Origin of the sequence: Streptomyces sp. NPDC015242 (assembly GCF_043079125.1) — a bacterium.
Taxonomy (GTDB): domain Bacteria; phylum Actinomycetota; class Actinomycetes; order Streptomycetales; family Streptomycetaceae; genus Streptomyces.
Genome location: NZ_JBIBUF010000010.1, coordinates 1 through 22,939, shown reverse-complemented (window position 1 = coordinate 22,939; position 22,939 = coordinate 1). Strand labels below are relative to the sequence as shown.

Below are 22,939 nucleotides of genomic sequence, written 5' to 3'. Positions count from 1 at the left end.
GAAGGAGAAGACGGTGAGCGGGGACAGGAGTTGGGCTCGGGCGCGCATCGGCGCGCTCGCCCTCGTGTGGGGATCGACGTTCCTGTGGATCGAGGTGGCGCTCGGGGCCCTCTCCCCCGTGCAGGTGACCTTCAGCCGCTGCGTACTGGGCGCCGTCACGCTGCTGGCGGCCTGCCTGGGCTCGGGCCGGCGGTTGCCCGGCGGGCGGGGGGTGTGGGGCCGGGTCACCGTGGCGGCCTTCCTCTGCAACGCCCTGCCGTTCACCCTGTTCAGCTTCGGGCAGCAGAGCATCGACTCGGGAGTCGCCGGCGTCCTGAACGCGACGACGCCGCTGTGGTCGCTGCTGATCGGCGTGGGCACGGGCACCGAACGCCCCCACCCGTCCCGGCTGACCGGGCTCGCCCTCGGTTTCGCCGGGGTCGTGCTGATCCTCGCGCCGTGGCAGGCCACGCGGGCGAGCGGGTGGGGCGTGGCCGCCGTCGTCGTCGCGGCGGCGAGCTATGCGGCCGGTTTCGCGTACATGAGCCGCTTCCTGGTGGGACGGGGAGTTCCGACCGTGTCCCTGTCCGCGGCACAGCTCGTCGCGGCCACGGTCCTCACCGCGCCGGCCCTGGCCGTGGGAGGACCGGCGCCGGACGGCGTCGATCTGAAGGAACTGCTCGCCGTCGTCCTGCTGGGCGTCGTCTCCACGGGCCTCTCCTTCCATCTCACCTACCGCACCGTCGCCGCCGAGGGCGCCACGAGCACCGCGACGGTCGGCTACCTGCTCCCGGTGGTCTCGGTGGCGCTCGGAGTCGTCCTGCTCGGCGAGGACTTCGGCCTCCGGACCGCCCTGGGCATGGCGGTCGTGCTCGCCGGGGTGGGGCTGGCCCGCCGGCGGGTGCCCGGGCCGGGGCGGGCGGACACCGCCGACGAAGAACCGACGCCGGGCCCGTCCCGGCAAGGAGGAGGAGTACGACCGTGACAGCGCTGACCGTGACCGCCGCGTCCGCGACGACGGTGTCCGCCGACTGGCTCGTCGTCGGCGTCACCCAGGGCGCCGAGGGGCCCGTGCCGGCCCTCGGCACGGACCCGGCCGGAGCGCTCGGGTCCGGCCTCGCCCGGCTCCTCGCCGGCCTCGGGGCGACCGGCGCCGAGGGCGAGGCGATCAAGCTCCCCGCGCCTCACGGCATCCGGGCCGAACTGCTGCTGGCGGTCGGCCTGGGCCCCGCGGGCGACGGCACCGCGCACGACGCCGAGACGCTGCGCCGCGCCGCGGGCGTGGCCGCCCGGACCCTGGCCGGTGCCGCCACGGCCGCCCTGGCCCTGCCGGCCGCAACCGCCGGGGCCGTCGAGGCGACGGCGCTGGGCGTCCTGCTCGGGGCCTACGCCTTCACCCCCTACCGCACCACCGCAGCGGCGCGGCCCCTCCGCGCGGCGACGATCCTCGTGGCACCCGGCACGCAGGACCGCGCGGAGGCCGCGCTGCGGCGGGCGCGCACGCTCGGGGAGGAGGTGAACCGCGCCCGCGACCTGATCAACACCCCGGCCAACGACCTCTACCCGGACAGCTTCGCCACGGCCGTGGCCGCGGCGGCCCGCAGCCACGGCGCGACGGTGGACGTGAGCGACGAGGCGGCCCTCGCCGCGAGCGGCTTCGGGGGCCTTCTCGGAGTGGGGCAGGGATCCGTACGCCCACCGCGGCTGGTCCGGCTGGCCCACCGCCACGCCGACGCCACCACGACGCTCGCCTTCGTCGGCAAGGGCATCACCTACGACTCGGGCGGCATCTCGCTGAAACCCGTCGGAGCCAACGAGATCATGAAGCGCGACATGTCGGGCGCGGCGGCCGTGTGCGCGGCCGTCCTGGCGGCGAGGCGGCTCGACCTGCCGGTCAACGTCACCGGCTGGCTCGCGCTGGCCGAGAACATGCCGTCCGGGTCCGCCCTGCGGCCCGGTGACGTCCTGCGAATGTACGGCGGCCGGACCGTCGAGGTGCTGAACACCGATGCCGAGGGACGCCTGGTGCTGGCCGATGCCCTCGTACGCGCGTCCGAGGAACGGCCCGACGCCCTCGTGGACGTGGCCACCCTGACCGCCGCGACCCGTTTCGGCCTCGGGGACCACGTCTACGCGGTGATGGGCGACGACGGCCTGCGCGAGCAGGTGCTGGCGGCCGCCCGGGAGGCCGGGGAGGATGCCTGGCCCATGCCGCTGCCACCACAGCTGCGCGCCGGTCTGCGCTCACGGGTGGCCGACCTCTCCAACTACGGCGCACGGATGGGCGGTGGCCTGGTGGCGGGCCTCTTCCTGCGGGAGTTCGTGCCGGCCGGTGTCCCGTGGGCACACCTGGACATCGCCGGGCCGGCCTTCAACGAGGGTCCGCCGCACGGCTACACCCCCGAGGGTGGCACCGGCTGCGCGGTGCGCACCCTGGTCCGGCTCGCCGAGAACGCGGCGACCGGCTCCGGCGGCGGACGCAGCGCCCTCCTGCCCGCCTTCCGGGAAGGGGAAGGCCGGTGAGAGTCGTCCATCAGGTGGACGTGTTCACCTCCACCCCCTTCAGCGGCAACCCGGCCGGCGTGGTGCTGGACGCGGACGGCCTGACGGACGCGCAGATGCTCGCCGTCGCCCGTGAACTGAACAACTCCGAGACGGCTTTCGTCCTGCCGGCGGACGGCGCCGACCACGACGTGCGGGTCCGGTTCTTCACTCCGACGACCGAGGTGCCCACCTGCGGGCACGCCACCGTGGCCGCCCACTTCGCCCGCGCCGCCGAGTGCGGGCTGCCGGACGGGTCACTGGTGCAGAAGACGGGAGGCGGACTGCTGCAACGCGTACGGGTCCACCGCGACGGCGGCCGGACACGGATCGGCATGCACCAGGGGGCGGCCGTCTTCGGACCCGAGCTGGACGGTGGGCAGGTCGGCCGTCTGCTGCGCGCCCTGGGCGCCGCACCCCGTGACCTCGCGGACCACGGCCCGGTCCAGATCGTCTCCACGGGACACGCCAAGGTACTGGTCGAGCTGCGCGACCGCGCCGCCGTGGACGCGCTCCGGCCGGACGCGGCCGCGCTCACCGCCCTCAGCCACGACCTCGGCTGCAACGGCTACTTCGTCTTCACCCGGGCCACCGGCGACGAGCGCCTGCTGACGTGGTCCCGGATGTTCGCCCCGGCGATCGGGATCCTCGAGGACCCCGTCACGGGCAACGGCCACGGCCCCCTCGGGGCGTACCTGGTCCGGCACGGTCTCGTCCGGGCACCCCAGGGCCGCGTCTGCTTCACCGGGCGTCAGGGCGTGGCCATGGGGCGGCCCGGAGACGTGGAGGTGTGCGTGGAGCCGGGGGACGACGGCGCTCTCCTGGTCTGCGTCAGCGGCACGGCGGTGACGGTGTTCCGGACGGCACTGCCCGTGTGAGACGGCGGCGGAGGGCCGACCCGCGCCGACCGGGCCGTACGGGGTGTGGCAAGGTAGGCCGACCGCTCACGGCGGCTGTGCGCGCACGGCGCCCGACCTGGGGTTTCAGGGCCGGGCAGGGTGCGCCGGCGGCCCGCTGCCGGTCTGCCGGTGCCGGGCGGTCTTCCCCGCCCCGCGTCGTCCCTTTCCGCCCTACCGAATCCAGGAGCACCTCGTGAACGCAAAGCGCCGGCGCATGCTGTTGGCGGCCGTCGACCCCCTGCTCGAACCCGGCGAGCAGGTCCAGGTGGCGACCCTCGTGAATCTGAGCTCCGTCTCGGTGGGTCGGACCGCCGCCTTCGCGGTGGCCTCGGCGCTCGTGAGCGCGGGGGCGATGGCGGTCGTCCCGGTGCCGGCGCCGATGTACCTGGCCATGACCGACCGCCGCTTCTTCGTCTTCCGGGCGGACCCGACGTTCGCCAAGCCGCGGGAGCATCTGATGACGTTCTCGCGTGCGGGACTGGTCCGCACCCCCGTCAAGGAGCGCGTGCTCAACTCCTCCTTCGTCGTGTCCGCGCCGGGCGACGGCCAGGGCTTGAGGATCGTGTTCCCGCTGCTCGGGCGCAAGGACCGCGACGTGGTGGCGGCCGCCCTGCCCGTGCGCGCGGACGCCTGACGCCGCGTAGCCTGCCCCCTGTGTCAGCCACCCGCCTGCATCGCGTCGCCGTCCTCGTGCTGGAGGGTGCCAAACCGCTCGACGTCGGCATCCCCGCGCAGGTCTTCACGACCCGGGCGAGCATGCCGTACGAGGTCCGGGTGTGCGGGGCGGCACCCGGTCTCGTGACCGGCGGCGACGGGCTGGCCTACTCCGTCGACCACGGCCTCGACGCGCTCGCGTGGGCCGACATCGTCTTCGTCCCCGGCTACCGGTTCCCGGACCGCGAGGACCCGCCGCGGGCCGTCGTCGAGGCGCTGGTCGCCGCCCACGACCGGGGCGCGCGGCTCGCAGCCATCTCCACGGGTGCCTTCGCGCTCGCCGCCACGGGGTTGCTCGACGGCAGACGCGCCACGACGCACTGGCACTACGCGCGGGCGCTGGCGGCGAGGCATCCGCTCGTCCGGGTCGACGAGAACGTGCTGTTCGTCGACGAGGGCAGCGTGCTCACCTCGGCCGGCGCCGCCTCCGGCATCGACCTGTGCCTGCACATCCTGCGCGGCGACCTCGGAGTGGCCGCGTCCAACCACGCCGCCCGGCGTCTGGTGGCCGCTCCCTACCGCAGCGGCGGCCAGGCCCAATACGTGCCGCGCAGCGTGCCGGAACCGCTCGGCGAACGGTTCGCCGCCACCCGCGAGTGGGCGCTGCACCGGCTCGGCGAGCCCCTCACCCTGGATCTGCTGGCGCAGCAGGCCGGGGTGTCGGCCCGTACGTTCTCCCGGCGTTTCGTGGAGGAGACCGGCTACACCCCGATGCAGTGGGTGATGCGCGCCCGCGTCGACCTGGCCCGCGAACTGCTGGAGCGTTCCGAGCGCAGCGTGGAGCAGATCGCCGACGACGTGGGTCTCGGCACCGGCGCGAACCTGCGTCTGCACTTCCAGCGCATCCTCGGCACCACGCCGAGCGAGTACCGGCGCACCTTCACCCGCGGCGAGTGACCCGCCGGCACCGCCCGGCGGGTGGCCGGCCGGGCGACTGGGGACGACCGGCCGGACGGCGGACGGGACGGCTGGCGGGATCCTTTTGAACCGTGGCGTTGTCGCCACTGTCCGGGGGGCGGGCGGCGGGCGAGCCTGGTGGCGAAGGGAAGGGACATCACTCATGACTCGCATCGCCATCAACGGTTTCGGCCGCATCGGACGCAACGTGCTGCGCGCCCTGCTGGAGCGCGACAGCGCCCTGGAGGTCGTGGCCGTCAACGACCTGACGGAGCCCGCCACTCTGGCCCGGCTGCTCGCCTACGACAGCACCGCCGGCCGGCTCGGGCGCCCGGTGACCGTCGACGGGAACACCCTCGTCGTCGACGGCCGCCGCATCACGGTGCTGGCCGAACGCGAACCGGCGCAGCTGCCGTGGGCCGCACTCGGCGTCGACATCGTCCTGGAGGCCACCGGCCGCTTCACCTCGGCGAAGGCCGCCCGGGCGCACCTCGACGCCGGGGCGCGCAAGGTGCTGGTGAGCGCGCCGTCGGACGGTGCCGACGTCACGCTCGCGTACGGGGTCAACACCGAGGCCTACGACCCGGCGCTGCACACGGTCGTCTCGAACGCCTCCTGCACCACCAACGCCCTGGCGCCGCTGGCCAAGGTCCTCGACGACCTCGCCGGTGTCGAGCACGGGTTCATGACGACGGTGCACGCCTACACGCAGGAGCAGAACCTCCAGGACGGGCCGCACCGCGACCCGCGCCGGGCCCGGGCCGCCGGCGTCAACATCGTGCCGACCACGACGGGTGCCGCCAAGGCGATCGGCCTGGTGCTGCCGGGCCTCGACGGCAAGCTGTCGGGTGACTCGATCCGCGTGCCGGTGCCGGTGGGCTCGATCGTCGAACTCAACACGACGGTCGCCCGCGACGTGACGCGCGACGACGTGCTGGCCGCCTACCGGGCCGCTGCGGAGGGGCCGCTGGCCGGCGTCCTGGAGTACTCGGAGGACCCGCTGGTGTCGTCCGACATCACCGGCAACCCCGCCTCGTCCATCTTCGACTCGGCCCTCACCCGCGTCGACGGCCGCCACGTCAAGGTGGTCGCCTGGTACGACAACGAGTGGGGCTTCTCGAACCGCGTGATCGACACGCTGCACCTCCTCGCCGGCCGCTGACCCGACGGCACGCGCTCGGCCGCCGGTCACCCGTCCACGGGTCCGCGCCCGCCCGGCGTCCCGGCGGGCTCCTCGCTGGAGGGGTGTCCGACCGGGGAGGTTCGCCGTGATCGGACAGGCCGAACTCCGTACGGACGCCAGTGACGGGCGGTAACGTCATGCTCACGACGAAGGGGGATTCGTGATCATGGCAGAGCGTGTGGTCCCGCCTCGCGTGGTGGCCGCGGAGCGTATCGCCTCCGCGGCGGGTTTCAAGAAGAGCTGCATCCCTGAGGTGGGCAGGCTGCTCAGGCTGGCGGCCGCTGCGAAACCCGTCGGAGTCATCGCGGAGAGCGGCACCGGTTCGGGTGTGGGTACCGCCTGGCTGCACAGTGGGCTGGGCGCGGGTGCCCGCCTGGTCACCGTGGAGCGTGACGAGGAGCTGGCCCGTCGAGCGGCTGAGGTCTTCGCGGACGACGACCGCGTCAGCGTGCTCACCGGCGACTGGCGGCTGCTCGAGCGGCACGCGCCCTTCGACGTCTTCTTCTGCGACGGCGGAGGCAAGCGTGACGACCCCGAGGGTGTCGTCGAGCTGCTTGCTCCCGGTGGCCTTCTCGTGCTGGACGACTTCACCCCGTCGCCCCACTGGCCGCCTCGTTTCGGCGGCGCAGTGGATGAGCTCCGCCTGTTCTACCTCACTCATCCCGCCCTGGAGGCCACTGAAGTACTCACGACTCCGACCAGTTCTGCGGTGGTCGCGGCGCGGCGCGTCTAGCGAGGGCGGCGTGAACCGTTCCTGATCACGCCGCGAGAGCGGGTCCGCCGCCCCCCTAGGTGAGCGTCTGGACCGCGTACAGGGCGCCGATCGTGGCGGCGAGGGTGCCCAGTAGGAGACGCAGGAAGCCTTCGGGCAGGTGGCGCTGGAGGCGGGCTCCCAGGTAGCCGCCGGTCAGTCCGCCCAGTCCGCAGGTCAGTCCGAGGAGCCAGTCGGGGGCGATGTCGTCGCCCCCGGTGAGGGCGAGCAGCCCGTAGGTGCCGGCGCCGGCCAGGGAGGTCAGGAAGGTGGAGGCGAGGGCGGCCGGGGCGACCTGGGCGACGGGCATGCCCCGGCCGACCAGGAGGGGGCCGAGGACGGAGCCGCCGCCGATGCCGTAGACGCCGCCGATCGTGCCGACGGCCAGGGCCAGGGCGGTGACGGTGCGCGGCGAGGGCTCGTGCGGTGGGGGCCCGGCCGGTGTGCGGAGCGTGCGGCTGATCAGCCAGAGCCCGAGCGGGAGCAGCAGCACGGCGACCAGGAGCCGGAAGACCGCCGGCCCGGGGACGGCGAAGACGCGGATGAGGGCACCGAGGACGACGCCGGGCAGGGTGCCCGCGATCAGACGGCGGGTCAGCGGGCCGTAGAGGCTTCCGTCGTGCCGGTAGCGCAGGAGCGCGCCGGGTCCGGCGACGACGTTGTAGAGCAGGTTGGTGGGAGTGACGGCGGGGCTGGGGACGCCGAGGACGCTGAGCTGGACGGGCAGCAGGAACACGGCGCCCGAGACGCCGACCGGCGCGGTGACCAGCGCGATGAGGGCGCCCGCTGTGAGGGCGAGCAGCGCTGCCGACCAGTCCATTTCCGCTCCCCGCCCCGTCCGACCTCCGTTCAGTATGCGACGGGTGCGGTGACGGTGCCCGGCGCCCCCGGGTCACGCGGCTCACTCCCGGCGCGGGAGTTCCGGCAGGGTGAGGGCCGAGTGGGCCGGTCGTCCCTCCGCCGAGGGCAGGGAACGCAGACCGCGCAGCATCTCGTTGCGCTGCCGCAGGGCCCGTGCGGTGGTGGGGAACAGCGTGGCCTCCCCCTGGCCCACCAGGTCCTGGTTCAGCGTCACGAACTCCCGGGTGGTGCGTTCGTAGGCGGCGAAGCCCTCGGCGTGAGCCGCGCCGGCGAGGGACGCGGCGAGCGTGTACGCGCCGACGAGTGCGAGACTGGTGCCCTGTCCGGTGAGGAACGAGGGGGCGTACGCCGCGTCGCCCACCAGGGCGACCCTGCCGCTCGACCAGCGGGGCATACGGATCTGGCTCACACCGTCGAAGAACAGGTCGTCCGCCTCGCGCAGGGCGGCGAGCATGCCCGGAACCTCCCATCCGGCGCCGGCGAACACCTCCTCGACCAGCGCCCGTTGGGCCCGCGGGTCGCCGAACGCGCCGAACGGCGGCTCCGGGCGGGCGAAGTTGAGGAAGGCGTGCACCTCGTCGCCGTCCCCCACGGCGTACAGGGCCGCGGCCCGGCCGGGGCTGTTCCACATCACGGTCTCGTGGGAGAGCCCGAGGGTGTTGCGCATGGTGAACACGGCGAAGCAGTAGCCGAGGTACCGGTGGAACCGCTCCTCGGGCCCGAACAGCATCGCGCGTGTGTGTGAGTGCACGCCGTCCGCGCCGATCACCAGGTCGAAGGTACGCCTGCTCCCCCGGCGGAAAGTGACGTCGACTCCGGATCCGGACCGGTCGAGGGTCTCGATCGAGTCGCCGAACAGGAACTCCACGTCGTCTCGGACCGCCGCGTGGAGAGCGGCGGTCAGGTCTCCGCGCCGTATCTCCACATCCCGCCCCGCGGCGCCGCCGCTGACGGTGTGCGGGCTGACCGAGGCCACCTCGTCGCCGTCCTCGTCGAGGAAGGTGAGCCGGCGCAGGTCGACGTGGGCGTCGCGCAGGCGCGGCAGGATCCCCATCCTGCGCACGACCTCGACCGCGGTGCCGCGTACGTCGACGGGATAGCCGCCGTGCCGGAGCGATCCCGCCTTCTCGACGACCGTGACCGCGTATCCGTGGCGGTTCAGCCAGTACGCGAGGGCGGGCCCCGCGACACTGGCCCCGGAGATCAGGACGTCGCGTCTGCGCGTGGTGCGGCCGTGCCGCGGCTGATCGGTTCGGGTCATTCCTCTACTCCTTTGCTCATGGTCCGGCTGACGAGCAGGGACAGCGCCGCGACGGCGCCGGCGACGACGAAGCCGGTGACGAAGGCCGATTCGGCCGGGACGTCCGACCCGGCCGGGGTCGCGGCGGTCAGGAGCGCACCGCCGAGCTGCGCCCCCACGGCGTAGCCGACCACGCGCGTGACCAGGACCAGGCTGGTGGCGATGCCGGTGTCGCCCTTGTCGACGGACGTGGCGGTGGTGGTCACCAGCGCCGTGACGCACAGGCCGCTGGCGAGTGAGATCAGGACCTTGGCGGTGACGAGGTGCCAGATCTCCGCGTGCGCGAGGGCCAGGGCGAGCAGGGCGAGGGCCAGGAGGGCGATGCCGGCGGTGACCACGGCGCGCGAGCCGAAGCGCCGCGCCCCCATGCCGCCGAGCGGTCCGGCCAGTGCGGCGGCCACGGCGCCGGGCAGCAGATAGAAGCCGGTTTCGGTGGCTCCGGCCCCGAAGCCGTACGCGTCGGAGGGCACCGCGAACAGTTGCGGGACGAGGTACACGGCCAGCGAGGTGCCGAGGCAGGTCAGGAACGTCAGCACGCACGACTTCCACAGCGTGGGCCGTGCCAGCATGCGCAGATCGACCATCGGCGCCGCCGCCCGGCGCTCGACCGCGGTCCAGGCGGTCACGAAGCCGGCCAGGACCAGCAGGAGGGCGCCGAGCACGAAGGGCATCTCCGTCATGTCGGGGGCCACAGCGAGCACGAGCATGAGCGTGACGAGCGCCCCGCTCAGCAGCAGCAGGCCCGGCCAGTCGATGCCGGCACCGTCCGCCCGGGTCGGCGGGTCGTGGGGCATCAGCCGGTTCACGAGCAGGGTGCCCCCGATGACCGCGCACGTCGGAAGGGCGAACATCCAGTGCCGGGACAGGTTTTCCGCCACGGGTCCGGCCGACAGCGTCCCGGCCATGCCGCCCGCCACGAAGAGTCCGCTGACCACCCCGATGGCCACCTTCGACTCCCCGGCGGGGAGGTGGGAGCGCACCAGGATGAACGACAGCGGCAGCGCGCCCACCATCGCCCCCTGCAGTACCTGACCGAGCAGCAGCACGGGCAGGTTCGGCGCCAGGGCCGACACCAGGCCACCGGCGCAGACCACCGCCATCAGCCGGATCAGGACCCGTTTTCCGCCGTAGCGGTCGCCTAACTTGCCCGCGACCGGAGTGACGAGCGCTCCGGTGATGAGGAGCACGATGCTGAGCAGCGCCCCTTCGGCCGGGGTGATGCGCAGTTCGCGTTGCAGGAGCGGGAGGGTCGGCGCCACCACCGACTCCAGGGCACCGGTGGCGACGGCCAGTACGCCGAGGGCACCCACAGCGGCCTTGCCGATGCGGATCGGAGGAGCCGACGTTGTGGTCATGGAGGTCCTTTCCGTCTTTCGCCGACAGCACGGCACACCGAGGAGGAGCCTCGGACATGGCTACACTACACCGTGCAGTGTAGAACGGTTACGATGACGCCATGCCGACCACGAAGACACTGCGCGAGGGGTCCGCGCTGAAGCGGGCCGCCATCCTCCAGGCAGCCCGGGAACTGTTCCTCACCGACGGTTTCGACCGGTCCAGCGTCGACGCGATCGCGGCCCGGGCCGAGGTGTCCAAGCGGACGGTCTACGACTACTTCGGCGACAAGCAGACCTTGCTGCAGGCGGTCGTCGACGCCATCGGCCAGTCATTGATCACCACGATCCGGCGCACCCTCGACGAGACGCTCGTCGAACTCGCCGAGGACGCTGAGGACGGCGGCCTGGAAGACGCGTTGGTCGCGTTCTGCCTGCGCATCGCCACGGACATGCTCGGTTCGGCGGAGTACACGACGCTGCAGCGGCTGGTCCGGGCGGAGTCCGGCCACCTGCCGCACCAGGGCTACAACACCATGGCCGACACGCCCGACGAGGCCATCGCCGAGCGGTTCGCCGCGCTCGGGGAGGCGGGACTGCTGGACGTCCCCGATCCCCGGCTGGCGGCCGACCAGTTCATCGCACTGACCTTCGGCGTCGCCCTGGACCGGCTCGGTTCGGCGAACGCCGCGGAGGACAGCCGCGTCCGCACGCTCATCGTGGAGGGGGTGAGGACCTTCCTGCGGGCGTACCGGAGCAGGTAGGACCGGAGCAGGTAGGACCGGAGCAGGAAGGGCCGGAGGGCGGGGCCGCGCCGCCCTCCGGGTGCGCCCACCGCCGTGGATCCGCTCGGCTCAGTGGAACTCGTGGACGAGTTCGATCATGCCGACGATGTGCGCGTTGAACTCGTCGAGCTCCTCGGCCGGCACCCACAGCTCGAGAATCGTCCGCCCGCCGGCCTGCTGGACCGGATACCTGCGCAGGAAGGCGGACTCGACCTCGAAGCGCGTGACATAGCCGGCGCCGTCGTGCTTGACGTTCCAGTCCCGCGCGATCCGCACCGCGTAGTCCTCGTCGAGCACGGGGTAGAAGATCGGCTGCTCGGGAAGCCGGGGCGGCCAGGCGCGCCAGTCCAGCTCACGCACCAGATCCAGCTCCTTGGGACCGGTGGGACGCCACAGGGTCGTGGTCGCTCGCTGGGTGTGCACGGGATCGCTCCTGGTCGAGACGGCCGCCGATACGGCCGGACGGAAGCCCGACCGTATCGGCAACTGCGGTCATCGGCCAGAGCGTTTCGTCCGCAGACGCTGTCAGCGGTAGCGGTCCTCCCGGACGTCGTGGTCCGGCGCGGCGGCCGTACGGCGTCCCGGTCTCCGGCGAAGGCGGTGCGGACGGTGCGGACGGTGCGGACGGCTCCTCAGGCGGTGACCTGCTTGGGCCCGCCACCGGAGATGGCGATCTTACGGGGCTTGGCGTGCGCGGCCAGCGGGAGGCGCAGGGTGAGCACACCGTTGTCGTAGACCGCCTGAGCGGCGTCGGCGTCCAGGGCGTCGGAGAGGATCAGGCGGCGGGTGAACCGGCCGGTGGGGCGCTCGGTGAGCACGGGCTCGGCCCCGGCCGGGATCGGGGACGGACGCTCGGCGCTCAGGACGAGCGTGCCCCGCTCGACGGTGAGGTCGACGCTGGAGCGGTCCATGCCCGGCAGGTCGAACTGGACGAAGAGCACGTCGTCGTCGCGCCAGGCGTCCACCGGGATCACGGTGCCGTCCCCGGCATGCGCGAGCTGTCGCGTGACCCGGTCCAGGTCCCCCAGAACGCCGGTGCGCGCAAGCATCCCCACTTCTCCCTTCACTCCGTACGGGAATCGCCTACTTGATATAGCTCACCGTGGGTTGATTGACAAGTACGGAGTGGAGGAAGTTGATACTTGTGGGCTCAAGTTTCTTCCTCAGGACGGTTCGGCCTGAGGCTGCGGGTGACCTGAGGCGTGGAGCATCGGCGCGCTGTGCCGCTCGGGCCGGTGACCGCCCTCGGCCGGGACCCGGCTGCGCGGCGCGTCCGCGTCGCCGCCGGACAGGGGGACGGGGCGACGGGCCACCAGGCGCCCGACCCAGTGGCGGCCGCAGTGCGCGCAGGGCGGTGCGCCATCGGGGGTGTAGGGCGAGGGAACCGGCAGGTTGTCGCGGTAGAAGTACTCCCATTCGGCGTCCAGGGCGTCCCGGTGGCGCTGCACGTCGTAGTCGACGCTCCAGCGGTGCCAGCACGAGCCACAGGTGAACTCGACCCGCTCGACAGCGATCTCGGTGATCACCGGAGAACACCTCCCGTCGATCTGATGACCTGCCCCCGGACTTCTCCTATACCTCGCAGATCATTGACAATGCAAGGCTCAAGTTTTATGCCGGTCCGGCAGGGCGACGGGTTCCAGCTTGCCGCGGAAGTGGCGGAGGAGCGGGGGCTGCTCGGTCAGCCGGTAGCCGGGGATCCGGTCCTTGATCCTGACGGTCGCCGCCAGGACTTCGCCGACGTGGTTCAGGTGACTGAGGCCGTACGTCCGGCGGGGCAGTGCGAGCCGGACCAGTTCGTGGGGCGCCGTGGTCACCGGGTCGCCGTTCTCGTCCTCGCGGCCCAGGTAGAGGGAGCCGAGCTCCACCGAGCGGATGCCGCCTTCGAGGTAGAGCTGGCAGGCGAGCGCGTGCCCGGGAAAGCGGTGCGCGGCGATGTGCGGAAGGAGCCGCCCCGCGTTGAGGTAGAGGGCGTGCAGGCCCGGGGGCTCGACGATGTCGACGCCCGCGTCGCGGGCGAGCCCGGCAAGGTGCCGGGCCGCGTCGGCACGGGCCTGGAGGTAGCGCGGATCGGTGACCTCGGTCAGCCCCCGGGCGATCATGTCGAGGTCCCGGCCGGCCAGTCCTCCGTAGGTGGGGAAGCCCTCCGTGGCGATGAGCAGCAGTTCGCATCGCTCGGCCAGGGACGCGTCACGCAGGCCGAGGAAGCCACCGATGTGGACGATGCCGTCCTTCTTCGCGCTCATGAGACAGCCGTCGGCCAGCCTGAACGCCTGCTCGGCGACCTGGCGTGGACTCAGGTGGCGGTACCCGTCCTCGCGCTGGGTGACCAGCCAGGCGTTCTCGGCGAACCGGGCGGCGTCGAGGAAGAGCGGGACGGAGTGCTTCCGGCACAGGGCCGCGGCCCGGGTCAGATTGTCCATGGACACCGGCTGTCCGGCCTCGCCGTTGTTGGTGAGCGTCATGATGACCAGGGCGATCCGGCCGGCGTCGGGTCCCCGCAGGGCTTGATCCAGTCCGCGCAGATCGATGTCGCCCTTGAACGGCTCTGCGCTGTCCAGGTCCCTGGCCTGCGCACAGGGCAGGTCCACCGCCCGGCAGCCGGCGAGCTCCACGTTGGCGCGGGTGGTGTCGAAGTGGGTGTTGCTCAGGGTGATCCGGCCCGGCGTGAGCAGCGCGGAGAAGAGGACGCGTTCCGCCGCCCGGCCCTGATGGACGGGCAGGACACAGGGGTAGGAGGTGAGGTCCTGGACCACGTCGCGGAAGTGGTAGAAGGACCGTGAACCGGCGTACGACTCGTCACCGGCCACACCTGCGGCCCACTGTGCCGCCGACAGGGCGCCCGTACCGGAGTCCGTGAGGAGATCGACGGTGACCTCGTCGGCGCGCAGCCCGAACAGGTTGTAGTGCACCCGTCGCAGGGCCTGCTCACGCTGGGCGCGCGTCGTCACCGGGATCGGTTCGACGACCTTGATCCGGTAGGGCTCCATCACCGCGGTCCTCCCGTCTTCCGGCCGGCGGTGCGCGGACGGCGGACCGTGTAGGCCTCCGGCGACAGGTAGACGTTCACGCGCGGCGGTTCCCAGGTGCTCTGCACCAGGGAGACGTAGGCGATGAGCCCCACACCGTCGGACAGCCGCCGGGACGTCATCGCGGCCAGCGCGCCGTCCAGGACGCCGGCGTCCACGCCGAGGCGCCGCAGGGCGGTGGTGGCCCGTTCCCGGGCGACCCCGTCGTCCCGCGCGTAGTCACGGACCGGTACGTGCACGGTGTGGCCACCGGGGCCTTCCGCGTCCCGATCGGTGAACGCCAGGCAGGACACCAGCGGCCGGCGCGAGAAGCGCCCCGGGTCGCCTCCCACCGAGCGGCAGAACGCGCCCGCCCGCTCGGCGGCCGCTCCGGGCAGTACGCGTGCGACGTCCCTGAGCTGCGACGCGGTGGCGTCGTGGTGCGCGACGTAGACCTTGATCCGGGGGGTGTGCCAGTCACCCAGGTCCAGGGCGAAGAAGCGGATCTCGTCCCGCTCGGGGCCGCGCGGCAGAACGCGCTCCCGGAGCGCGGCCCAGGCCCGGCCGAATCCGAACCGGCGCAGCGCCTCCTCGGTGACCCGGGCGGCCGCCGCCCGCCCGTGTGCGCGCGGGTTGAGGTAGACCTTGACGCCCCCGGGCGCGCCCGGCTCCCGCCGCTGCTCCGTCGCGCACCACAGCGCGAACGGGCCGTGCATCACCGGCGGGAGGAACAGGTCCTCGACCCGGCGCACCGGTTCGGTCGAGAAGCCACGGCGGCCGGCCAGCCCGCCGAGAGCCGCGAGGCCCTGGCGGGCGTTCTCCTCCAGCGAGCCCGCCGCACAGCCCGGCTCCACCAGAAGGCGCACGGCCACCGGCCGCCCGGCGGAGCACGCGAGGGAGATCTCGGCGGGGGAATGGTCGTCGCACACGAACGAGGGCGAGGGCGGGCCGGCCCCGAGGGGGCGGAGGGCCGCGGGACCGAGCAGGTCGAGCAGCTCCAGCAGAGGCGAACCGGACGGACCTGCCGGCGGCGCGAAGCCGGCCGCCTCGCACAGGCGGCGCACCTGGCCTCGCAGGTGCTCGCCCAGAGTCACGCGGGAGCCCGCCGATGCCGGGGTGCCCCCGCCGAGGGCGTCGTACGGGTGTCGGACATTGCTCAGGGCCATGGTGCGGACTCCAGGACGGTGTGCCGTGAACGCTGGTCCCACCGTCCCCGTGCCGGGCCTCCGCCCGGTCACTCGCCGGTCACTCGATGGCTACCATGTGTACCTGGACGGTCACTTCTCGTATGTCGCGTCGGCCGTCCGGGGCGAACGACCGGGGGAACGGTGAGCACGCGGTACGAGTTCAAGGTCCTCGGGCCTCTCGAAGTCCTGCGTGACGGGCGGCCCTTGCGCATCGACGCGGCCAAGGTCCGGCTGCTGCTGGCGGCTCTGCTCGCCGACGCCAACCACGTGGTCACCGTGGAGACGCTGGTGCACCGGCTGTGGGGCGACAGCCCGCCCGGCCGCGCCCGCAACACCCTGCAGAACTACGTCCTGCGTCTGCGCCGTGCCCTGGGCTGCGCGGCGGGCGGCGCTCCCGTGCTGACCCGGCCGCACGGCTATCTGATCGAAGCCGCGCCGGACACCCTCGACCTGCACCGTTTCACCGCCCTGGTCCGCGAGGGGCGTGCGGCCCTGGAGGAGGGCGCGGCCGTACGGGCCGCGCCCCTGCTGTGCGAGGCCCTTGGGCTGTGGCGCGGGGAGCCGCTGTCCGACCTGCCCGCGCACCTGCTCCAGGGCGTCGTGGCCTCGCTGGACGAACAGCGCCTGGACGCTCTGGAGTTGCGGATCGACGCGGACCTGGCCCTGGGCCGGGCCGCCGGGGTGCTGCCGGAACTCCGCGGCCTCATCGACGCCTATCCGCTGCGCGAGCACTTCTGGGCCCAGCGGATGCTGGCGCTCTTCGACTGCGGACGGCAGGGCGAAGCGCTGGAGAGCTACCGGGAGGTCGCCGCGCTCCTCGCCGACCAACTGGGCGTCGCACCCGGGGCCGAGTTGAGGGAGGTCCACCGGCGACTGCTGGCGGCCGCCCCGGACCTCGGCGACGGACGGGAGGTGCGGGCCGTTCCGGCATCGCGGGGCGGGGATCTGCCGGTGGAGATGACCACGTTCGTGGGCCGGGAAGCGGAGTCGGCCGAGGTGCGGCGCCTGCTGGGGGCGGCCCGGCTCGTCACGCTCACGGGAGTGGGCGGGGTGGGCAAGACGCGGCTCGCGCTGCGGGTCGCCGCGGACATCGCGCCCGCCTTCGCCGACGGTGTGCGGCTGGCCGACCTCGCCCCGCTGAGCGACCCGGACCTGCTCGACCGCGCCGTGTCGGAGGCGCTCGGCCTGCGCGACCAGTCCGCGCGGCCCGCCGCGGACGCCATCGCCGGCCATCTGCGCGACCGCCGCCTGCTGCTCGTCCTGGACAACTGCGAACACCTCGTGGAACACGTGGCCGCTCTCGTGGTGAGGCTGGCGCGAGCCGCGCCCGGACTGCGCGTTCTGGCCACGAGCCGACAGCGCCTGGGAGCACCCGGCGAGCACGTGCTGACCGTGCCGTCGCTCACCCTGCCGGACGTCGACGACCGAGCGGGCGGCACAGCTCGGGCCGAGCCCGGAACCGTGGCGCGAACGGGCGCCGGGGGCGCGGGCCCGGCCGGGACCACGGCGCTGACGGGCACCGAGCCCGCAGCCGGGACCGCGGTCCCGGCCCGGTCCGCGGCCGCGCCCGGCGCCCCGGCCGGAGCCGGGACGGAAGACCCGCTGCTGCGCTCCGAGGCCGTGCGGCTCCTCATGGACCGTGCCGCCGGTTCCGCCCCCGCCTTCCGGCTCACCTCCCGCAACCGCCGGGCGGTGGCCCAGCTGTGCCTGCGGCTCGACGGCATCCCGCTCGCGATCGAACTCGCCGCGGTGCGGCTCAGCGCGATGACAGCCGAGGAGATCCTGGAGCGCCTCGACGACAGGTTCCGCCTGCTGTCCGTGCCGCGGCCGCGTACCTCCGCCCGTTACCTGCACACCCTGCGCGGCGTCGTCGACTGGAGCTACGACCTGTGCACCGAGGGCGAACGGCTGCTGTGGAACCGGCTGTCCGTGTTCTCCGGCGGCTTCGACCTGGAGGCGGCGGAAGCGGTCTGCGCGGGCGAGGGCGTGGCCCGTGAGGAGGTCCTCGACCTGCTGGCCGGGTTGGTCGACAAGTCGATCGTGGCGGTCAGTCACCACGGTGACCGCGCCCGGTACAGCATGCTGGAGACCCTCCGCCAGTACGGCGGGCAGCGGCTCGGGGACAAGGGTGACACGGCGCGACTGCGGGTCCGGCACACCGAGTTCTACCGGCTGACGGCGGTGCGGGCGGGCCGCGAGTGGTGCGGGCCGGACGAGGTGGACTGGCTGCTCCGGCTGCGCACCGAACTGCCCAACCTCCGCACCGCCCTGGACCATTGCGCGAGCCGGCGGGACCTCGTGGCGGCCGGGGTGGAGATCGCCGTCAACCTGGCCCGCACCCGGTGCTGGTTCTTCAGCAGCACCCTGGGAGAGGGGCGGCACTGGCTGGAACGGCTGCTCGCCACCGGCCCGGACGGACCTCGCCCCTCGCGGGATCCCGCGCCGGTCGTCGGCGCGCTGGCGATGAAGGCCTGGATCGCGCTGTGCCAGGGCGACAATCCCACGGCGGAGACCTTCCTGTCCGAATGCCGTTCGGCCGCCCGGGAGTCGGCGGACGCCCCTTCGGCGGCGGCGGTGACGTACATCGAGGGGGCGCACGCCCTGCTCGTCCGCGGTGACCCGGCCGGCATCGCGCTGCTGTCCGAGGCACGGGACCGGTTCCACGCGCTCGGCCAGGCCGGCGACGCGCACATGGCGACGATGCTGTGGGCCATGGCGGAGGCCTTCCTCGGCACCCGGGCCTCGGCGTCGGCGGCTCGGGACGTCTACGTCGCCGAGGCCGAGGCGAGCGGAGCCGAGTGGGCCCGCACCTGGGCCCAGTGGTGCACGGGGCTGGTGGAACTGCGGCACGGAGAGGCGGAGAAGGCGCTGGCTCCGCTGCAGGCCGCTCTGGTGCGGCAGCACGGTATCGGGGACAGCTGGGGACCGGTGTGGGGTCTGGAGACGCTGGCCTGGGCGGTGGCGGCCACCGGTGACGCGACCCGGGCGGCTTGGCTGCTGGGCGCCGCCCACCGCATGCGCCGCGACACGGGCGTGGCGCTGATCGGCCTGCGCCCGTTCCACGAGGCGCACGTCGCCGCCGAGGCACGGGTGCGCGCGGTACTGGACCCCGCGCAGTACAGCGCGGCCTGGTCACAGGGCATGGCGGCCGAGGACGTCCTGCGGTGCACGGGGCAACGAGCGGCGTCCGTGGAGTGACCGGCGCGAGGCGATGGAGGGGTTCCCGCCCTCCCGGCGTGTGGAGGGAGCCCTTCGGGGCAGACGTGCCGCGACGCCGAGACGCGGGAGGGCACGTGTTCGACGGGTTCGAGGTGGCACGGTGCGAGGGAGACGGCGTTCACCTGAGGGTGCGGCACGGCGGCAGCGGCCCACCCGTCCTGCTCCTGCACGGCCATCCGCGCACCCACGCGACCTGGCATCGCGTCGCCCCTCTGCTGGCCGCGGCCGGTCACACGGTGGTCTGCCCCGACCTGCGGGGCTACGGAGCGTCCGACAAGCCCCCGACCGACGAGCGGCACACGCCCTATTCCAAGCGCGCCATGGCAGGCGACTGCCTGGCGGTCATGCGCCGGCTGGGGCACGACCGGTTCGCCGTCGTCGGGCACGACCGGGGCGCGTACGTGGCGACCCGGCTCGCCCTGGACCACCCGGAGTCCGTGTCCGCCCTCACCGTGATGGACGCCGTTCCCATCGGGGAGGCACTGCGGCGCTGTGACGCGACGTTCGCGGCGAGCTGGTGGCACTGGTTCTTCCTCGGCCAGACGGAGAAGCCCGCCGAACGCCTCATCAACGCGGACCCCGACGCCTGGTATCTGGGCAGCGCGGAGCAGATGGGCGCGGAGGCGTACGAGGACTACCGGCGCGCGATCCGCGATCCGGCCACCGTGCACGGGATGTGCGAGGACTACCGAGCCGGCCTCGGTGTCGACCGGGAGCACGACGAGGCCGACCGGCAGGCCGGCCGGCGCATCGCCTGTCCGCTGCAGGTGCTGTGGGCCACCGGTGACGACATGGCGGACCTGTACGGCGACGTGCCGGGCGTGTGGCGCGACTGGGCCGGTGACCGGCTGGAGGGCGGCCCCATCGAGTCCGGTCATCACATCGCCGAGGACGCGCCCGAGGCGCTCGTCGGCGCGTTGCGCGCGTTCTGGCGGTCCTCCGCCTCGCACGAAGCCTCGTGAGGGACGTGAGGCGGAGCGACCCACGGCAGCGTCCCGGTGTCACAGCCAGCCGTTGCGGCGGAAGGCCCGGTACAGCAGTCCCGCGCCGAGGGCCATCACGGCCAGCGCGCAGGGATAGCCGTAGCGCCAGCTCAGCTCGGGCATGTCGGCGAAGTTCATGCCGTAGATCCCGGCCACCATGGTGGGGATGGCCAGGATGGCCGCCCAGGCGCTGATGCGGCGCATGTCGTCGTTCTGCCAGGTGCTCACCTTCGCCAGGTGGGCGTCGAGGACGGAGCCGAGCAGATCGTCCAGCGCGCGCACCTCGGTGTCGGTGCGGGTGACGTGGTCGGCGACATCACGGAAGTAGGGCACGAGCTGCCGCGGCCAGGCGTCGCCGGGGGTGGTGAAGTCGTGCAGGACGGGGACCAGGGGCTGGACGGCGTCGCGGAACTCCACCACTTCACGCTTGAGCGAGTAGATCTGTTCGGTCAGGTCGTCCCGGGCGGGCGAGAAGACGCACCGTTCCAGGTCGGTGAGGTCAGCGCGGACCTGGGCGGCGGCCTGCGCGTAGGCGTCGACGATGACGTCGGTGACCGCGTGCAGGACGCTCGCCGGTCCGAGCTCCGCCATCTGCGGGGCGTCGGCCAGCCGCCGGGCCGCCTCCACCGTCGGGTCGTCGGCGCCGTGCCGGACGGTCAGGGCGTAGGACGGTCCGAGGAAGATCATCACTTCGCCGGTCTCCACGTCCGCGGTGCGCTCCACGAACCACAGCGTCTTCAGGGCGACCGCCAGCACGTCGCCGTAGCGCTCCTGCTTCGGCCGCTGGTGCGCCTGGACGGCGTCCTCGACCGCCAGGGGGTGCAGGTCCAGGTACTCCCCCAGCCGCTTCAGTTCGCCGGGGTCGGGATCGTCCATCCGGATCCAGGCGAACTCGTCGGGCTTCAGCACGGCCAGGCGGTCGAGGGTGGCCCCGCACCCGCCGTCCTCCCCCCGGCAGTCGATCGTCTCGTGTTCGCCGGTCTGCTGTCGGTAGATCGCGCACTCCATGCCCTGTCGGATGCTTCGTCCGCGGCGTTCCATGCCCGGACGGTGCGCGGAGCCGCAGGCCGCACGCCGCCTGCACCCGGTGGTCACCGGACCCTCACATCCCCGCGCTGCGAGCCGGCCCCTGCTGGGCACCCGGAGGGGGTCGCCGACCGGAGGGGAACGGGGCCGTGATCGCTGTCGCCGTGCTGCTGCTGCCGGCCCTGTGCGTGCTGCTGTACGCCATGGACCGCATCGAGGACCGGTTGTCGGCGCGGCCGCGTGCGGCCCGCCACGCCCGCAGACGCCATCTGCGCCTGATCCACGGCAGCGGCGGCCGGCCCGCGGCCGGGCGCCGTTCCGCGCGGCATTCGGCGCGGCACGGCGAGGCGGCCTGACACCGCCTGCGGGCACGGTTGGACGGGGGTCCGCGGGTACCCGGCGGGGATGAAGCGGCGTCTTCCCGGGCGGGACGAGAGTCACGGCGGCCACCGGAGCGCGGAACGCGAGATTCCGCCACCCGAGGAGGTGGGACCCGGGCCCGCGGTCGAGCGGCGCGCGCCGGACAGGCCGACGAGGCTGCCGAGGCGGGCGTGGGCGGCGGTGCTGAAGGGCAGTCTGCGCGAGTTCGGCGACGACGAACTGACCGACCGGGCGGCCGCGCTGACGTACTACGGCCTGCTGTCGCTCTTCCCGGCCCTGCTGGTCCTGGTGTCGCTGCTGGGTCTCACCGGCAGATCCACGACGGACGCGCTGATGGACGATCTCCGGCAGTTCGCTCCCGGCTCCGCCCGCGACATCATCACCGGAGCGGTCACGCAGTTGCAGGACAACGCCGGCATCGGGTCGGTCATGGCCGTCGTGGGCATCGTCCTGGCGGTGTGGTCGTCCTCCGGGTACGTGGCGGCGTTCATCCGCGCGGCCAACCGGGTCTACGACATGCCGGAGGGCCGTCCGGTGTGGAAGATCCTGCCCGTGCGGGTCGGGCTCACGGTCGCGCTGATGGTGCTCGCCGTCCTCAGCGCCCTGATCGTCGTCTTCACCGGCGCTCTGGCCCGCCGGGCGGGCACGGCCCTGGGGGTCGGCGACACGGCGCTGACGGTGTGGTCCATCGCCAAGTGGCCCGTCCTGGTGGTCCTGATGACGATCATGATCGCGCTGCTGTACTGGGCCACTCCCAACGCCCGGGTGAAGGGCTTCCGGTGGATCACACCCGGCAGCTTCCTCGCCCTGGTGATCGGGCTGCTCGCCTCGGCGGCCTTCGCGTTCTACGTGACCCATTTCGCCTCGTACAACCGGACCTACGGCACGATGGCCGGCGTCATCGTCTTCCTGCTCTGGCTGTGGATCGGCAACCTGGCCGTTCTTCTCGGCCTGGAGTTCGACGCGGAGATCGTGCGGCAGCGGGCGGTCGCGGGCGGCCTGCCCCCGGCCAAGGAGCCCTACACCGAGCCGCGCGACACCAGGAAGTGGACCGAGAAGGACGTGCGCCGGCTGGACGGGGCATGACCGCCCGTGGCGCCGGTCACGTCCGGCCCGGTTCGGGCGCTTCACTTCGTCCTGTTTGGATATTCGCAGTTCATGAGGTTGCTGATGGGCTTGTTCGAAGCTGATCGAGTACTGACCCAGCGGGCGGCTTCCCGTACGCCGCCGGGGGTTGCCGAGGTGCTGTCGGCGGTGGAGGAGGCCGCGGAGAGTACGAAGCTGTGGTGCGGGGCCGCGGTCGTGATGGCAGCGCTGGGCGGCTGGCGGGGGCGCAGGGCGGCGGCGGCGGGGCTGGGGGCCATGGTGCTGGCGCAGCTGGTCTCGAACGGCCTGTGCAAGCAGCTCGCCGACCGTCCGAGGCCGCCCGAGGAGTGGATCCCGCACGACGAGGTCGAGGACCGCCCGGACTCCTCCTCGTTCCCTTCCGGTCACACCGCGGCCGCGGTTTCCTTCACGGCGGCCATCGCGCCGACGTGGCCGGTCGCGGGCGCGGTCTGCGCCGTTCCGGCGGCCGCGGTGGCCGTCGAGCGGGTCCAGTCGGGCGCCCACTACCCGACCGACGTCGCCGCGGGGGCCGCGATCGGCCTGCTGAGCGCGTGGCTCGTGCGCCGCGCGCCGCGTCTGGTCGTGCGCCACTGGTGGTAGGGCGTGCGCCCGTGCTCACCGGGCCGCCGTTCCCGGCAGCCCGGTGAGCAGGCTGCGCGGCCGGCGGCGGGGGGGCCCCCGGCGGCCCCCCCCCCCCCCCCCCCCCCCCCGCCCCCCCCGGCGAGGCCAAAAAAAAAAACCGGGGCCCCGCCCCCGCCGACACACAAGACCACCAAAAACAAAA

General features: G+C 73.3%; 22 protein-coding genes. 13 read left to right on the top strand and 9 right to left on the bottom strand.

What is annotated here, in order from left to right; translation table 11 throughout:
• Nucleotides 1-13 precede the first annotated feature (13 nt).
• The 7 genes from ACF07N_RS30090 (at nt 14) to ACF07N_RS30060 (ending at nt 6,946) form a co-directional block, all read left to right on the top strand.
• Nucleotides 14-964 (top strand): DMT family transporter, encoded by a 951-nt coding sequence (locus ACF07N_RS30090; RefSeq protein ID WP_392118852.1) that lies wholly within the window; start codon nt 14-16, stop codon nt 962-964.
• Nucleotides 961-2,502 carry a leucyl aminopeptidase gene (locus ACF07N_RS30085; protein ID WP_392118849.1) on the top strand — a complete coding sequence of 514 codons (1,542 nt, stop codon included), beginning with the start codon at nt 961-963 and terminating at the stop codon, nt 2,500-2,502. Before ACF07N_RS30090 ends, ACF07N_RS30085 begins: the two co-directional genes overlap by 4 nt.
• Complete coding sequence (locus ACF07N_RS30080) at nt 2,499-3,398, top strand: PhzF family phenazine biosynthesis isomerase (protein ID WP_392118846.1); 900 nt, start codon at nt 2,499-2,501, stop codon at nt 3,396-3,398. Before ACF07N_RS30085 ends, ACF07N_RS30080 begins: the two co-directional genes overlap by 4 nt.
• A gap of 214 nt (nt 3,399-3,612) precedes the next feature.
• On the top strand, nt 3,613-4,053 hold the full coding sequence (locus tag ACF07N_RS30075) for a hypothetical protein (protein ID WP_392118844.1): 441 nt from the start codon (nt 3,613-3,615) through the stop codon (nt 4,051-4,053).
• A gap of 20 nt (nt 4,054-4,073) precedes the next feature.
• A complete protein-coding gene (locus tag ACF07N_RS30070; protein WP_383326075.1) occupies nt 4,074-5,030 on the top strand; it encodes a GlxA family transcriptional regulator in 957 nt (318 codons plus the stop codon).
• A 163-nt stretch (nt 5,031-5,193) separates the two neighbouring features.
• Nucleotides 5,194-6,192: a type I glyceraldehyde-3-phosphate dehydrogenase gene (gene gap / locus ACF07N_RS30065; protein ID WP_383326072.1), complete on the top strand. Its 999-nt coding sequence runs from the start codon at nt 5,194-5,196 to the stop codon at nt 6,190-6,192.
• Nucleotides 6,193-6,379: 187 nt separating this feature from the next.
• Nucleotides 6,380-6,946, top strand: coding sequence for an O-methyltransferase (locus tag ACF07N_RS30060; protein ID WP_392118841.1), 567 nt, complete (start codon nt 6,380-6,382; stop codon nt 6,944-6,946).
• A 55-nt stretch (nt 6,947-7,001) separates the two neighbouring features.
• On the opposite strand, the gene ACF07N_RS30055 is transcribed toward ACF07N_RS30060, so the two are convergent.
• The 3 genes from ACF07N_RS30055 to ACF07N_RS30045 all read right to left on the bottom strand — a co-directional run bounded on the left by ACF07N_RS30055 (nt 7,002) and on the right by ACF07N_RS30045 (nt 10,480).
• On the bottom strand, nt 7,002-7,784 hold the full coding sequence (locus tag ACF07N_RS30055; RefSeq protein ID WP_392118839.1) for a TSUP family transporter: 783 nt from the start codon (nt 7,782-7,784) through the stop codon (nt 7,002-7,004).
• An 81-nt stretch (nt 7,785-7,865) separates the two neighbouring features.
• A complete protein-coding gene (locus ACF07N_RS30050; protein WP_392118837.1) occupies nt 7,866-9,086 on the bottom strand; it encodes an FAD-dependent monooxygenase in 1,221 nt (406 codons plus the stop codon).
• A complete protein-coding gene (locus ACF07N_RS30045) occupies nt 9,083-10,480 on the bottom strand; it encodes an MFS transporter (RefSeq protein ID WP_392118834.1) in 1,398 nt (465 codons plus the stop codon). The genes ACF07N_RS30050 and ACF07N_RS30045 overlap by 4 nt, the downstream gene beginning before the upstream one ends.
• 101 nt (nt 10,481-10,581) lie before the next feature.
• Here ACF07N_RS30045 and ACF07N_RS30040 point away from each other — a divergent pair, with 101 nt between their 5' ends.
• Nucleotides 10,582-11,223, top strand: coding sequence for a TetR/AcrR family transcriptional regulator (locus tag ACF07N_RS30040; protein ID WP_392118831.1), 642 nt, complete (start codon nt 10,582-10,584; stop codon nt 11,221-11,223).
• 90 nt (nt 11,224-11,313) lie between these two features.
• Here the strand turns inward: ACF07N_RS30040 and ACF07N_RS30035 are convergent, their stop codons facing one another.
• The 5 genes from ACF07N_RS30035 to ACF07N_RS30015 all read right to left on the bottom strand — a co-directional run bounded on the left by ACF07N_RS30035 (nt 11,314) and on the right by ACF07N_RS30015 (nt 15,418).
• Nucleotides 11,314-11,667 carry a hypothetical protein gene (locus ACF07N_RS30035; protein WP_392118828.1) on the bottom strand — a complete coding sequence of 118 codons (354 nt, stop codon included), beginning with the start codon at nt 11,665-11,667 and terminating at the stop codon, nt 11,314-11,316.
• A gap of 209 nt (nt 11,668-11,876) precedes the next feature.
• Nucleotides 11,877-12,293 (bottom strand): Hsp20/alpha crystallin family protein, encoded by a 417-nt coding sequence (locus ACF07N_RS30030; protein WP_392118826.1) that lies wholly within the window; start codon nt 12,291-12,293, stop codon nt 11,877-11,879.
• Nucleotides 12,294-12,407: 114 nt separating this feature from the next.
• Nucleotides 12,408-12,770, bottom strand: coding sequence for a hypothetical protein (locus ACF07N_RS30025; protein WP_392118823.1), 363 nt, complete (start codon nt 12,768-12,770; stop codon nt 12,408-12,410).
• 78 nt (nt 12,771-12,848) lie between these two features.
• Nucleotides 12,849-14,234, bottom strand: a complete 1,386-nt coding sequence (locus ACF07N_RS30020; RefSeq protein WP_392118820.1) for a tryptophanase — start codon at nt 14,232-14,234, stop codon at nt 12,849-12,851.
• On the bottom strand, nt 14,234-15,418 hold the full coding sequence (locus ACF07N_RS30015) for a tryptophan dimethylallyltransferase family protein (RefSeq protein ID WP_392118817.1): 1,185 nt from the start codon (nt 15,416-15,418) through the stop codon (nt 14,234-14,236). Before ACF07N_RS30015 ends, ACF07N_RS30020 begins: the two co-directional genes overlap by 1 nt.
• A 162-nt stretch (nt 15,419-15,580) precedes the next feature.
• Here ACF07N_RS30015 and ACF07N_RS30010 point away from each other — a divergent pair, with 162 nt between their 5' ends.
• A complete protein-coding gene (locus ACF07N_RS30010; RefSeq protein ID WP_392118814.1) occupies nt 15,581-18,637 on the top strand; it encodes a BTAD domain-containing putative transcriptional regulator in 3,057 nt (1,018 codons plus the stop codon).
• Nucleotides 18,638-18,732: 95 nt separating this feature from the next.
• On the top strand, nt 18,733-19,620 hold the full coding sequence (locus ACF07N_RS30005) for an alpha/beta fold hydrolase (RefSeq protein ID WP_392118811.1): 888 nt from the start codon (nt 18,733-18,735) through the stop codon (nt 19,618-19,620).
• 39 nt (nt 19,621-19,659) lie between these two features.
• On the opposite strand, the gene ACF07N_RS30000 is transcribed toward ACF07N_RS30005, so the two are convergent.
• Nucleotides 19,660-20,682, bottom strand: a complete 1,023-nt coding sequence (locus tag ACF07N_RS30000; protein WP_383326039.1) for a magnesium and cobalt transport protein CorA — start codon at nt 20,680-20,682, stop codon at nt 19,660-19,662.
• 134 nt (nt 20,683-20,816) lie between these two features.
• Between ACF07N_RS30000 and ACF07N_RS29995 the strand changes: the two genes are divergently transcribed.
• The 3 genes from ACF07N_RS29995 (at nt 20,817) to ACF07N_RS29985 (ending at nt 22,755) form a co-directional block, all read left to right on the top strand.
• Nucleotides 20,817-21,023 carry a hypothetical protein gene (locus ACF07N_RS29995; RefSeq protein WP_383346120.1) on the top strand — a complete coding sequence of 69 codons (207 nt, stop codon included), beginning with the start codon at nt 20,817-20,819 and terminating at the stop codon, nt 21,021-21,023.
• Nucleotides 21,024-21,072: 49 nt separating this feature from the next.
• Nucleotides 21,073-22,134 (top strand): YihY/virulence factor BrkB family protein, encoded by a 1,062-nt coding sequence (locus ACF07N_RS29990; protein WP_392118806.1) that lies wholly within the window; start codon nt 21,073-21,075, stop codon nt 22,132-22,134.
• A gap of 72 nt (nt 22,135-22,206) precedes the next feature.
• A complete protein-coding gene (locus tag ACF07N_RS29985) occupies nt 22,207-22,755 on the top strand; it encodes a phosphatase PAP2 family protein (RefSeq protein ID WP_383586010.1) in 549 nt (182 codons plus the stop codon).
• The last annotated feature ends 184 nt before the right edge of the window (nt 22,756-22,939 follow it).

Excerpts from the sequence above, each read along its gene's own strand:
- gap (WP_383326072.1), top strand. The coding sequence starts at position 5,194 with ATGACTCGCATCGCCATCAACGGTTTCGGCCGCATCGGACGCAACGTG.
- ACF07N_RS30060 (WP_392118841.1), top strand. The coding sequence starts at position 6,380 with ATGGCAGAGCGTGTGGTCCCGCCTCGCGTGGTGGCCGCGGAGCGTATC.
- ACF07N_RS30055 (WP_392118839.1), bottom strand. The coding sequence starts at position 7,784 with ATGGACTGGTCGGCAGCGCTGCTCGCCCTCACAGCGGGCGCCCTCATC.
- ACF07N_RS30050 (WP_392118837.1), bottom strand. The coding sequence starts at position 9,086 with ATGACCCGAACCGATCAGCCGCGGCACGGCCGCACCACGCGCAGACGC.
- ACF07N_RS30045 (WP_392118834.1), bottom strand. The coding sequence starts at position 10,480 with ATGACCACAACGTCGGCTCCTCCGATCCGCATCGGCAAGGCCGCTGTG.
- ACF07N_RS30040 (WP_392118831.1), top strand. The coding sequence starts at position 10,582 with ATGCCGACCACGAAGACACTGCGCGAGGGGTCCGCGCTGAAGCGGGCC.
- ACF07N_RS30030 (WP_392118826.1), bottom strand. The coding sequence starts at position 12,293 with ATGCTTGCGCGCACCGGCGTTCTGGGGGACCTGGACCGGGTCACGCGA.
- ACF07N_RS30020 (WP_392118820.1), bottom strand. The coding sequence starts at position 14,234 with ATGGAGCCCTACCGGATCAAGGTCGTCGAACCGATCCCGGTGACGACG.
- ACF07N_RS30015 (WP_392118817.1), bottom strand. The coding sequence starts at position 15,418 with ATGGCCCTGAGCAATGTCCGACACCCGTACGACGCCCTCGGCGGGGGC.
- ACF07N_RS30000 (WP_383326039.1), bottom strand. The coding sequence starts at position 20,682 with ATGGAACGCCGCGGACGAAGCATCCGACAGGGCATGGAGTGCGCGATC.
- ACF07N_RS29990 (WP_392118806.1), top strand. The coding sequence starts at position 21,073 with ATGAAGCGGCGTCTTCCCGGGCGGGACGAGAGTCACGGCGGCCACCGG.
- ACF07N_RS29985 (WP_383586010.1), top strand. The coding sequence starts at position 22,207 with ATGAGGTTGCTGATGGGCTTGTTCGAAGCTGATCGAGTACTGACCCAG.